Annotated in this window: 9 protein-coding genes; 8 read left to right on the forward strand and 1 reads right to left on the reverse strand. The window is 46.6% G+C overall.

Features of this window, described 5'->3' with window-relative positions:
- Positions 1-98: 98 nt before the first annotated feature.
- On the reverse strand, positions 99-2,894 hold the full coding sequence (barA, locus tag AND4_RS13870) for a two-component sensor histidine kinase BarA (protein ID WP_009843610.1): 2,796 nt from the start codon (positions 2,892-2,894) through the stop codon (positions 99-101).
- Between the two features lie 190 nt (positions 2,895-3,084).
- On the opposite strand from barA, the gene rlmD reads away from it, so the two are divergent.
- The 8 genes from rlmD to ispF all read left to right on the forward strand — a co-directional run bounded on the left by rlmD (position 3,085) and on the right by ispF (position 12,834).
- Positions 3,085-4,404: a 23S rRNA (uracil(1939)-C(5))-methyltransferase RlmD gene (gene rlmD / locus AND4_RS13875; RefSeq protein ID WP_009843611.1), complete on the forward strand. Its 1,320-nt coding sequence runs from the start codon at positions 3,085-3,087 to the stop codon at positions 4,402-4,404.
- A 127-nt stretch (positions 4,405-4,531) separates the two neighbouring features.
- Entirely contained in the window at positions 4,532-6,751 is a 2,220-nt protein-coding gene (gene relA, locus AND4_RS13880; protein WP_009843612.1) for a GTP diphosphokinase, read from the forward strand.
- Positions 6,752-6,971: 220 nt separating this feature from the next.
- The gene (gene mazG, locus AND4_RS13885) at positions 6,972-7,784 is read left to right on the forward strand and encodes a nucleoside triphosphate pyrophosphohydrolase (RefSeq protein WP_009843613.1); all 813 of its coding nucleotides are present in this window, start codon (positions 6,972-6,974) and stop codon (positions 7,782-7,784) included.
- Positions 7,785-7,925: 141 nt separating this feature from the next.
- The gene (locus AND4_RS13890) at positions 7,926-9,566 is read left to right on the forward strand and encodes a CTP synthase (RefSeq protein WP_009843614.1); all 1,641 of its coding nucleotides are present in this window, start codon (positions 7,926-7,928) and stop codon (positions 9,564-9,566) included.
- Between the two features lie 77 nt (positions 9,567-9,643).
- Entirely contained in the window at positions 9,644-10,945 is a 1,302-nt protein-coding gene (gene eno / locus AND4_RS13895; protein WP_009843615.1) for a phosphopyruvate hydratase, read from the forward strand.
- Between the two features lie 404 nt (positions 10,946-11,349).
- Positions 11,350-11,631 carry a cell division protein FtsB gene (gene ftsB, locus AND4_RS13900; protein WP_009843617.1) on the forward strand — a complete coding sequence of 94 codons (282 nt, stop codon included), beginning with the start codon at positions 11,350-11,352 and terminating at the stop codon, positions 11,629-11,631.
- A gap of 1 nt (position 11,632) precedes the next feature.
- A complete protein-coding gene (gene ispD / locus AND4_RS13905) occupies positions 11,633-12,343 on the forward strand; it encodes a 2-C-methyl-D-erythritol 4-phosphate cytidylyltransferase (RefSeq protein ID WP_009843618.1) in 711 nt (236 codons plus the stop codon).
- 14 nt (positions 12,344-12,357) lie between these two features.
- Positions 12,358-12,834 (forward strand): 2-C-methyl-D-erythritol 2,4-cyclodiphosphate synthase, encoded by a 477-nt coding sequence (ispF, locus tag AND4_RS13910; protein WP_009843619.1) that lies wholly within the window; start codon positions 12,358-12,360, stop codon positions 12,832-12,834.
- The last annotated feature ends 23 nt before the right edge of the window (positions 12,835-12,857 follow it).

Here is a 12,857-nt window from a genome sequence, read left to right on the forward strand (position 1 = left end):
GAGAAGTGTCAACTTACGTAGGACGGGCCAGTCAACAGATACGAAAAAACCAGAGTGGATGCTCTGGTTTTTTTTGCGTTGGTTTTCTAAATTATTCTTTATTGTTCAAGGTATAGCTTAGCGGTGGTGGCGACTTTCATCATCTCATCCTGGAGTTCGAACATTTCTGGTTCGATGTCTTCAATGTTAGCGCCTGAGCGCAGCGCTTGCTCCAATGTGGCACACAGAGACTTCAATCTTGGGACACCGCAATAAGAGCTGCTGCCGTGAAGTTTGTGGATCACATGGATAATGTCATCTCGCGAGACGTCTTGTTGTTCTAATGCTTTATCAAGCACGCTTTCCACCTCAGGAATAAAATCAACCAGCATGCGCAGCATGTCTTTGGCTAAATCTTCTTTATTTGCGCTCTGTTTCAATGCTGCTTGCCAATCGATGATGATATCTTGTTGTGGCTTGTCTGGTGATTGTGCTGTTGCCAAAATAGGTTCGACATAAGACGGTGCAATCTTGTCGACACTCTCAGTGCAAGTATTTGGGTTCCAGTGAACCAAAACCTGCTGCAACACATGTTCTTCAATTGGTTTAGTCAGATAATCATCCATACCCGCTGCGAGTAATCGGTCTCGTTCGCCTGCCATTGCATGCGCCGTAACCGCAATGACAGGGGTATCTTTGTTCAGTTCAGACTCTTTAATATGCTGACAAGCGGTCACGCCATCCATTAATGGCATTTGAATGTCCATTAAAATCAGGTCGTATTTGTTTTCGGTCGCGAGATTTACCGCTTGCTGGCCGTTACTGCATGCGGTAACCGTCTCTACACGCTCTTTCAACAGCGCGGAGATCAGTTTCAAGTTGGCAGGGTTATCGTCGACTGCGAGAACCGTCAGTGATAGTCGCTCATTTACCGCAGGTTCTATTGCCGCAATCATGGCTTGAGGTGTTTCGATATGGTCAGTGATTAGGCTTTGTAGAAGTTTGCGGCGTGATAAAGGCTTGGTCAGACATTGGATTTGATGAGCGTTCATCACTTTATCGGCCAGTGCCAACTCCGTGCTTGGTGTGCCCATGATAACGCTCGGTGCCATACGCTTCGCTTGCTCAATCCATACTGCTACCGACTGCTCGTCGTAGGTTTGGTTGGCAGCTAAGTTCAACAAGACATAATCGTAGTTTTCGTCACTTTCTGGTAAGGAAGAGCGGTATGTCACCAGAATGCCCTCTTGGCTTAAAAGCTGCTGAGTCACCGACGCGGCTTGCATATTTGGCTCCACTAACAGTAGTTGCTTACCAGTCAGCAGTTCGACTTCAATAAGATCACTCATTGGTATTTCGGTTGAGTGCAAACGTAGCGTAAACCAGAAAGTTGAGCCTTGGTGCAAACGACTGGTTAGGCTGATTTCACCGCCCATCTGACTCACGAGTTTCTGAGTGATGACTAGGCCAAGACCTGTGCCGCCGTAGCGGCGTGAAATACTGGCATCCGCCTGGCTAAAAGCTTGGAATAGCTGAGCTTGCTGGCGCTCTGAAATACCAATACCCGTATCGCGCACCATGAATTGCAGTTCGACCGAATCACCAGATTGTGAGCGCATCTCAACGCTAATATCGATGTTTCCGCGCTCAGTAAATTTGATGGAGTTGCCGACCAAGTTGGTGAGAATTTGTTGGATACGCAGTGGATCACCCACCAGGCCTTGTGGGATCTTAGGATCGATTTTTAAGGTGATTTCCAAGCTTTTCTCGTGCGCACTTGTGGCTTGTAAGTTGATGACTTCTTCCAAGCTCTCACGGAACTCAAACGGAATATTTTCCAGTGCTAACTTACCCGCTTCCAGTTTCGAGAAATCGAGAATATCGTTGATGATGTTGAGTAGGTTGTTGGCGGATTTTTCGATTGTCTGCAAGTAATCCATTTGGCTGTTCGACATCTGAGTTTTCAGCATCTGACGGGTAAAGCCAATCACGCCATTTAGTGGGGTACGAAGTTCGTGAGACATGTTCGCCAAGAATTCGGATTTTACTCGTGCTGCTTCTTGCGCACGTTTCTTCGCGATATCTAACTCTACGTTTTGGATCTCTAACTGTTCAAGGGTCTCACGTAAATCAGATGTCGCTTGGTCTATACTGTGCTGCATCTCAACGTGGTATTCCGACAGTGAGACTGCCATGGCGTTGATGCCGTTTTTCAGTTGGTCCAACTCGCCGTGCATGTTGCCCTCGATACGTACATCAAGGTGACCACGACGAATGCGGTCCACCACATTTTTCATGTGGGTGATCGGTTGGGTAACATCATGCATGAGGCGAGAGGCGAACACACTCGCAAGGCCAAGACCGAGGATCAAAACCAAGAATGCGGAGAAGACTTCTTGGTATTGTTGTAAGCGCAGTGACGAGAGATCCATTTCCACTGCGATGTAACCAATGGCTTTTGTCCCTTGGTTCTCATTTGAGAGTTCCGAGAGGTAGTGGCCTTCAGATAAAATGGGCACCCGGAGAATAAGTGAGTTATCGAAGATCTCCGAATCCCCTAACTGAGGGATTGGTTTGTCCTTCGGAAACATCAGCGCAGCAAAATTGGGGTGGAAGTTTGAAGTGACGAAAAGCTCATGATTTTCATCGAACACCGCGATACTGCGAACCAGTTTTGAGTTCTTGCGGTGAGCGTAACTAATAAGACGACGAACGGCTTCACGACTTTCTGCAAGCAGGTGCGTTTCACTGGCGATCGCAAGCGGTTCGATAATGCTATTACCTGTGGTGATAACTTGTTTCTCAAGGTCTTGATAGCGGTTAAATGAGAAAAAGCCGCTCAGTAATAAACCAATAATGAGAGTGGGAGCGAGAGTCAGTGTAATTACACGTGCTCGTAAGCCATATCTGGTCATGTTATCTAATTACATCGGAGTCTGGATATGGGAAAATAACGCATTATTTCTCAAGTGTACGATAAAACCTTGAGCAAAAGTGACGTTACCGGATAAACCGTAAGCATAATCAAGTCACTCGAATCACACAACGGCTGCAAGTAAGAATAGTGAAGCCGTAGAGCAATTAGACACAAATCAGGCACAGAGCATGGCACGTATCTTTCAACCTAAAAAGAAAACGCAACTGAATACTCGTCACCAAGCGGTAAAAGTAGAGCGTTTGGATCACCATGGCGCAGGCATTGCTTACCTCAATAAGAAACCATTGTTTATCGATGGCGCACTACCGGGTGAGGAAGTGGTCACTCAATTGGTGGAAGAGAAAAGCAAATTCGCTCGCGGTAAGTTAATTAAAATCCTTAAACCGAGTGAAGCTCGCGTGGATCCATTTTGTCCGCACTACCATGAGTGTGGTGGGTGTGACCTTCAGCATTTAAAGTATGACCAACAATTGACGCACAAACAGCAAACGCTTCGTCAATTAATGAGAAAATTTGCCGGCAGTGATATTGAATTGGATGCGCCTGTATTAGGGGATTCCCTTAGCTACCGTCGCCGTGCTCGTGTGAGCTTATTGGTGGATAAAAAGACCCGAAAGCTGCACTTTGGCTTCCGTAAAAAGCAGAGTAAGCAAATCGCCCAAGTTACGGACTGCCCGGTGTTAGCGCCTGAATTGAATGTGCTACTTCCAGAAATCTACTCGACGTTAAAAGCGTTTAAGAAGTCAGAGCAACTGGGTCACGTTGAACTGGTTCTGGGCGATAGTGGTCCGTGTATAACATTACGCCACTTAAGTAAATTGGCAGACGAAGAAACCAACACGCTGGTGGCGCTGGCAAGGCGTCATCATGCCTCGCTCTACTTAATGCCAGAAACGGACCAACTTAATTTAATTGAAGGCGACGTGCCTTTCTATCAAGAGGTTGGAGTCACAGTTCCATTTACGCCAAATAACTTTATTCAAGTTAACCAAGCGGTGAACCAAAAAATGGTGGCACAAGCCGTCGACTGGTTAGACCCGAAAAGTGACGAGCGAGTGTTAGATTTGTTCTGCGGTTTGGGGAACTTCAGCTTGCCAATTGCAAAACATGCCAAACACGTGGTTGGTGTAGAAGGCGTCGCGGAAATGGTGGAAAAGGCGGCAAATAATGCATCTTTGAACCAAATCAATAACGCGCAATTTTATCACGCTAACCTTGAGCAGGATTTTGAAGGGCAAGTTTGGGCGGCTGAACAATTCGATAAAGTGCTGCTTGATCCGGCACGTGCGGGCGCGAGTGGGATCATAGATCAAGTTTCGGTGCTTGGCGCACAGCGTGTAGTTTATGTTTCATGTAATCCTGCTACCCTTGCAAGGGATAGTCAGAGCTTGCTGGGGCAGGGCTACCAATTAACCAAATTAGGTATGTTGGACATGTTCCCTCATACCAGCCATCTAGAGTCGATGGCACTGTTTGAAAAGTCCTAATCATGGGGACTTTGTTGATCACTGACTCTTCGAAGGTGGTCAATAAGCCAAGGTTTACGACTTGGCATAAGAACTAACCTGGATAGTGTTAGTCAAACCACACAAGCATAATAGTTAGGATGATGAGATGGTTGCGGTAAGAAGCGCGCATTTAAACCAAGATGAACAGTTTGAACTTGATAATTGGGTGGCGAGCCTAGGTCAAGAAAACAATACAGCGAAACGCTTAACTGAAGTGTATCGTGACTGCCAATCGGTTTTGGTGGATAACGAACAAGCGGATCTTCTGTTGTGGCGTGGGCGAGAGATGATCGAAATCTTGATCACCTTGTCGATGGATCAATCGACGCTCGTTGCTGCACAACTGTTCCCTCTGGTCTCTAGTGGTGCTTTTGATAGAGAACTTCTTGAAGAAAAGTACAGCAAGGAAATCATTAAGCTGATCGATGGTGTCGATGAAATGGCGGCAATCGGCCAGCTAAATGTCGCTATGGATGGTGGAACCTCTTCGTCCCAAGTAGACAACGTTCGTCGTATGCTGTTGGCGATGGTGGATGATTTCCGCTGCGTAGTCATCAAGCTGGCAGAACGTATCAGCAACCTGATTGAAGTAAAAAAAGCACCGGACGAAGTTCGTCATGCCGCGGCAAAAGAGTGCGCAAATATCTATGCACCGCTAGCAAACCGTCTTGGCATTGGTCAGTTGAAATGGGAAATCGAAGATTACGCCTTTCGCTACCAACAGTCAGAAACCTACAAACAAATCGCGAAACAGTTGGCTGAGCGACGTATTGTTCGCGAACAGTACATCAAAGACTTTGTTGATGATCTCACTCAAGAAATGACGGTATGTGGCATCAACGCTGAAGTCAGTGGCCGTCCAAAGCATATCTACAGTATCTGGCGTAAAATGCAGAAGAAGAGTCTGGCGTTTGATGAACTCTTTGACGTGCGTGCGGTACGTATCATCGCCGACAAGCTTCAAGACTGCTATGCCGCGCTAGGGGTGGTTCACACCAAATACAAACATTTACCAAGCGAGTTCGATGATTATGTTGCGAACCCGAAACCAAACGGCTACCAGTCTATCCATACCGTGATTCTTGGTCCGGAAGGCAAGACCATTGAGATCCAGATTCGTACTAAAGAGATGCACGAAGACTCGGAGCTAGGCGTTGCTGCGCATTGGAAATACAAAGAAGGTGCAAGCAGCCGCAGCGGTTACGATGAGAAAATTACCTGGCTGCGTAAGCTACTCGATTGGCAAGAAGAGATGTCCGACTCTGGCGAGATGTTGGACGAGCTACGTAGTCAGGTATTTGATGACCGCGTGTATGCCTTTACCCCACGCGGTGATGTTGTCGACCTTCCGATGGGGGCAACCCCGCTAGATTTCGCGTACCACATCCATTCAGAAGTGGGTCACCGCTGTATCGGTGCCAAAGTGGCGGGGCGTATCGTGCCGTTCACCCATAAACTGCAAATGGGCGATCAGGTCGAAATCATCACTCAGAAAGAGCCAAACCCATCACGTGACTGGTTGAATCCGACGCTGGGCTTTGTGACATCTAGCCGTGCTCGCGCGAAGATCAACGCATGGTTCCGTAAGCAAAGTCGTGAGAAAAATCTTGAAGCGGGCCGTGAAATCCTAGAGCACGAACTGGCGAAAATTGGCGCGACACTAAAAGACGCACACCAATATGCGTTGAAACGCTTTAACGTTAATAGTGCCGATGAACTGTATGTGGGTATTGGTAGTGGCGATCTAAGGATCAACCAGATCATCAACCATATTAATGCGTTAGTGAACAAGCCAACTGCGGAAGAGGAAGATCAGCAAGCGCTGGAAAAACTGCAAGAAGCAGAAAACCGTGCGCCAGCTCAAAGTCGTCCGAAGAAAGATGCGGTTGTGGTTGAAGGTGTCGATAACCTGATGACGCACCTAGCGCGCTGTTGTCAGCCGATCCCAGGTGATGAGATCTCAGGTTACATCACTCAAGGTCGTGGTATTTCTGTGCATCGCAGTGATTGTGAGCAACTTGAGGAGCTGCGTCATCACGCGGCAGAACGTATCATTGATACCGTTTGGGGTAGCGGCTTTGTCGGCTCTTATATTTTGACAGTTCGTGTTGAAGCGATGGAACGTGGTGGGCTACTAAAAGACATCACCACGCTGTTTGCTAACGAGAAAATCAAAGTCACCAGCATGAAGAGTCGCGTCGATTACCGCACACAAATGTCGATCATGGATTTTGACCTTGAAGTGACCAGTCTTGAAGTGTTCTCGCGCGTTTCGAAACGTGTTGAGCAGATCAAGGATGTGATGTCGGTGAAGCGCTTAGGCTAATTTTCACGTCGTACTTGTCACTTTTACTGCGTTTTCTCCGGAGTGCCGGCCCAGGCTCATCACATAGGCGAGCTATGCCCAGGAGTCGCGAAAACTTGTTGCCTTGTCAAAGTAACAATTACTTAGTGAAAGCCGCTGAGAAAATAAAATAATCTAGAAGGTGAGTGGTTTTGGCCGCTCACCTTTTTTCTTTAGATAGAAAGGTTTATAGGAACAGAACATGAGTCATCCAATTGAACAGTTAGAACACATCATGGCGAAGCTGCGTGACCCAGAAAGCGGTTGTCCTTGGGACTTAAAGCAGACCTTCGACACCATAGTTCCGCATACCATTGAAGAAACTTACGAAGTGGTGGATGCGATTCAAAACCGCGATTGGCCAAACCTACAAGAAGAGTTGGGTGATTTGCTGTTTCAGGTGATCTTCTACAGCCAAATGGCGAAAGAGCAGGGGCTGTTTGAGTTTTCCGATGTGGTTGAAACCGTGAATGAAAAACTGACTCGTCGTCATCCGCATGTTTTTTCGGATGTAAAGTTTGAATCTGATGAAGAGATTCGCGCCAACTGGGAGGCGGAAAAAACCAAAGAAAAAGCGCAAGCAGGCAAAGCCGAAGAAAGTATTCTAGACTCAATACCGAACTCGCTGCCGGCGCTTTCGCGTGCGACAAAAATTCAGAAAAAATGCGCAAAATTTGGCTTTGATTGGGACTCATTAGGTCCGGTTGTTGGAAAAGTACAGGAAGAAATCGAAGAGGTTTTGGAAGAAGCACTGCAAATTACGCCTGACGAAGAAAAAGTTGAGCTCGAATTAGGTGATCTTTTATTTGCCACAGTGAACCTATCTCGTCACTTGGGAAAAGACCCAGAAGTGGCGTTAGCGAAAGCCAACTTAAAGTTCTCGAGACGCTTTAAAGGTGTGGAAACTAAAGTTGCAGTGCGCGGTAAGCAGCTGACAGACTTTACTCTAGATGAGTTGGATTCGATGTGGGATGAAGTGAAACAAGAAGAGAAGAGCCAGATTGAAATTACGTGAATACTCGACTTTGATTTGAAGCAAAAAATAAAAAATTACGGTGTGATAGATTTCACGTTGTGGCGGGTAGGAGCTTCTGGTATATTTATGACCCGTCCAGAAGCACTCCATTTCCCTCATTCAACCAATTTCAGGTTAAACATGACGACAAATTACATTTTTGTTACTGGCGGGGTTGTATCCTCTCTAGGTAAAGGTATTGCGGCAGCGTCACTTGCTGCTATTTTAGAAGCTCGTGGTCTCAAAGTGACTATGATGAAGCTTGACCCTTACATTAACGTTGACCCAGGCACAATGAGCCCAACTCAACACGGTGAGGTGTTCGTCACTGAAGATGGCGCTGAAACTGACCTTGACCTTGGTCACTATGAGCGTTTCATTCGCACCAAGATGTCCAAACGCAACAACTTTACTGCAGGTCGTGTTTACTCAGACGTTCTCGCTAAAGAGCGTCGTGGTGATTACCTAGGTGCCACCATTCAGGTTATCCCTCACATCACTAACGCAATCAAAGACCGCGTAATTTCTGGCGCTGAAGGCCATGATATTGCGATCGTTGAAGTTGGTGGTACGGTTGGTGATATCGAGTCTCTACCATTTATGGAAGCGATTCGCCAACTTGCTGTAGAACTAGGCCGTGAACGTGCAATGTTCATGCACCTCACTCTTGTCCCTTACCTAGCAGCCGCTGGCGAGGTGAAGACTAAGCCGACCCAGCACTCAGTTAAAGAACTGCTATCCATTGGTATTCAACCAGACATCCTAGTTTGTCGTAGTGATCGCATGATTCCTGCGAATGAACGTAAGAAGATCGCTCTATTCTGTAACGTCCAAGAGAAAGCCGTAATTTCGATGAAGGACGTAGATTCTATCTACAAGATCCCTCAGCTAATTAAAGCTCAAGGTCTCGATGATATCGTATGTTCACGTTTTGGCATCACTGCGCCTGAAGCTAACTTGTCTGAGTGGGAACAAGTCATCTACGAAGAAGCGAATCCAACTGGTGAAGTCACTATCGGTATGGTTGGTAAGTACATTGAATTACCAGACGCCTACAAATCAGTGAACGAAGCTCTGAAACACGCAGGCTTGAAAAACCGTTTAAGCGTGAAAATTAAATACGTAGATTCACAAGACGTAGAGTCAAAAGGTGATGAAGCTCTGGCTAACCTTGACGCAATCCTTGTACCTGGCGGTTTTGGCGACCGTGGTATCGAAGGCAAGATCCTGGCTGCAAAATACGCTCGTGAAAACAAATTACCTTACTTAGGCATTTGTCTAGGTATGCAAGTCGCATTGATTGAATACGCGCGCAACGTCGCGGGTATGGAAGGTGCGCACTCAACAGAATTTAACAAAGAGACGAAGTACCCAGTAGTCGGTTTGATTACTGAATGGGTCGATGGTGAAGGTAAAGTTGAAGAACGTACTGAAACCTCTGATCTTGGTGGTACGATGCGTCTTGGCTCACAGCTATGTCACCTAGAAAAAGGGACCAAAGCTCGTGAGCTATACGGTAGTGCGACGATCCACGAACGTCACCGCCACCGTTATGAAGTTAACAACGTTCTTCGTCCTCAGATTGAAAAAGCTGGCCTAAAAGTATCGGGTTTATCTGCAGACAAGAAACTGGTAGAGGTTATTGAGAATCCGGCTCACCCATGGTTTGTAGCGGCTCAGTTCCACCCAGAGTTCACTTCAACACCTCGCGATGGTCACCCACTATTTGCAGGTTTCGTTAAAGCGGCTGGTGAATACCAACGCGGCGAATTAGAGAAGTAAAGGATACGGGCTGTAGCGTAAGTAGTGCTGCGGCCCTTAATTTTGACATTATATATTCAACGAGAAGGAAACATTCAATGTCTAAGATCGTTAAAGTTCTAGGTCGTGAAATCATCGACTCACGTGGTAACCCAACGGTAGAAGCTGAAGTACACCTAGAAGGCGGTTTCGTAGGTATGGCTGCTGCTCCATCTGGCGCATCGACTGGTTCACGTGAAGCGCTTGAGCTTCGTGACGGCGACAAAGCTCGTTTCCTAGGTAAAGGTGTTCTTAAAGCTATTGAAGCTGTAAACGGCGCAATCGCTGAAGCTCTAGTTGGTAAAGACGCGAAAGACCAAGCTGCAATCGATGCAGTAATGATTGACCTAGACGGTACTGAGAACAAGTCTAAGTTTGGTGCAAATGCAATCCTAGCGGTTTCTCTAGCAAACGCTAAAGCAGCAGCAGCGTCTAAAGGTATGCCTTTATACGAGCACATCGCTGAGTTAAACGGTACTGCTGGTCAGTTCTCTATGCCTCTACCAATGATGAACATCATCAACGGTGGTGAGCACGCAGACAACAACGTTGACATCCAAGAGTTCATGATCCAACCAATTGGTGCTAAAACTCTGAAAGAAGGCCTACGTATCGGTGCTGAAGTATTCCACAACCTAGCTAAAGTGCTTAAGTCTAAAGGCTACAGCACAGCAGTTGGTGACGAAGGTGGTTTCGCTCCTAACCTTAAATCTAACGCTGAAGCTCTAGAAGTGATCGCAGAAGCTGTTGCCGCTGCTGGTTACGAACTAGGTAAAGACGTTACTCTAGCTATGGACTGTGCTGCATCTGAGTTCTTCGACAAAGAAGCTGGCATCTACAACATGAAAGGTGAAGGTAAAACGTTCACTTCTGAAGAGTTCAACCACTACCTAGCTGAGCTAGCTAACCAATTCCCAATCGTTTCTATCGAAGATGGTCTAGACGAGTCTGATTGGGCTGGCTTCAAGCACCAAACTGAACTACTAGGTGACAAGCTTCAACTAGTCGGTGACGATCTATTCGTTACAAACACTAAGATTCTTGCTGAAGGTATCGAGAAAGGCGTAGCTAACTCTATCCTTATCAAGTTCAACCAAATCGGCTCTCTAACTGAGACTCTAGCTGCAATCAAGATGGCTAAAGACGCAGGTTACACAGCAGTAATCTCTCACCGTTCTGGTGAAACTGAAGATGCAACTATCGCTGATCTAGCGGTAGGTACAGCTGCAGGTCAAATCAAGACTGGTTCTATGAGCCGTTCTGACCGTGTTGCTAAGTACAACCAGCTAATCCGTATCGAAGAAGCACTAGGTGAGCGTGCTCCTTTTAACGGTCTTAAAGAAGTTAAAGGTCAAGCTTAATTCTTAACTGAATAAACAGCTTAGCTTAACGCTTTTAAAAACACCCTGCTTTTGCGGGGTGTTTTTTTATCTGGTATATGGGAACGCTTCGCTTCGAGAGGCGGGAACGGGCTTCGCCCTCTGGTAACGCTTCGCTTCGAGAGGCGGGAATAGGCTTCCTCTTCCTAGAGCACTTTACTTGGAGACATAAGAACAGACTTTGCGTTTTGAATGTCTTTCACTCGCGTTTATTTGTCCCCCCTAGATCAACAAGTGAGAGAATAGGGAATCTCTTTGTTTCATTTTGCTGCTTTTTTCCTGTAAAGAGCATGTGAGTCTCTTTTTCTACCCTAGAGCCAACCACGCATTTATGCTATATATGTCAGCTAATCTAACCCCTTCCGGTACAGAATGTTAGCAACGATATGCGAATCTTTGTTATAGCCCTTACGTTACTGTTCGGCTGGCTTCAATACACTCTTTGGTTTGGCAAGAATGGCGTGTCAGACTACTACACAGTAGAGGATGAGATTGAAGCGCAGCAGCAGGTAAACAGCAAGCTGCAAGCTCGTAACAACGAGATGTTCGCTGAGATTGACGATTTACGACAAGGTCTTGATGCGATAGAAGAACGTGCGCGTCATGAACTTGGTTTGGTGAAAAATGACGAAACCTTCTACCGAATTGTCGATGAGGAAGAGCATTAATATGTTGGATATTACTCCCCCAACCTATATTGCTATTGTGCCAGCCGCTGGCGTTGGCAGCCGTATGAAGGCAGATCGGCCGAAACAATACCTGTTGATTGATGGCAAAGCGGTTCTCGAACATACCGTTGAGAAACTTCTTTTACACCCAAAAATTGCTAAGGTTGTCGTAGCTATTACCGATGGCGACCCATACTACCCTGACTTATCCATTGCTCAGAATCCTGATGTGATTCGGGTCGCTGGTGGTAAAGAAAGGGCTGACTCTGTGCTATCAGGGCTAAACTATGTTAGTACACATCTCGAAAGTGAATGGGTATTGGTCCATGATGCAGCAAGACCTTGTGTATTAACCCCCGACATTGACCGTTTGATTGATGTTTGCAGCGCTCACCCAATCGGTGGCATTCTCGCCTCTCCAGTACGAGATACAATGAAGCGAGCAAATGTGGCGCAAGACATTGACCATACGGTGGATAGAGAAGCATTGTGGCATGCACTAACCCCACAAATGTTTAAAACTCAGCCGCTTACTCGAGCGCTGGCTGACGCATTAGAACAAGGTGTTACCATCACTGATGAGGCTTCCGCTTTGGAATGGTTAGGCGAAAAGCCTGCGCTGGTTCAAGGTAATGCGAATAATATAAAAATCACTCAGTCAGAAGATCTCGCGTTAGCCGAGTTTTATCTCAGCCGTGAGTGCGGCGCGTAAAGAAAGGATAAGAAATGATTCGAATTGGTCATGGTTTTGACGTACATAAATTCGGTGGTGAAGGCCCGGTTATCATCGGTGGTGTAGCGGTCCCTTATGAACAGGGGTTGATTGCACATTCGGATGGCGATGTAGCGCTGCACGCGTTAACGGATGCCCTACTTGGTGCGATTGCGGCGGGTGATATTGGCCGTCACTTCCCAGACACAGATGATAAATGGAAAGGTGCAGATAGCCGTGAATTATTGAAAGATGTTTACCGTCGAGTCAAAGAACAAGGCTACCGGCTAGGCAATGCTGATGTCACCATCATGGCGCAAGCACCTAAGATGGCGCCGCACATTGACGCAATGTGTGCTGTTATTGCCGAAGATCTTGAAACCGACATTAGTAACATTAACGTAAAAGCGACGACGACAGAACGTCTTGGTTTTACTGGACGTAAAGAAGGCATTGCTACGGAAGCAGTGGTACTTTTGTTTAAGCAATAACTAGCAATTTGCTGCTCTAAGCT

Origin of the sequence: Vibrio sp. AND4, from assembly GCF_000171815.1 — a bacterium.
Classification (GTDB): Bacteria; Pseudomonadota; Gammaproteobacteria; order Enterobacterales; family Vibrionaceae; genus Vibrio.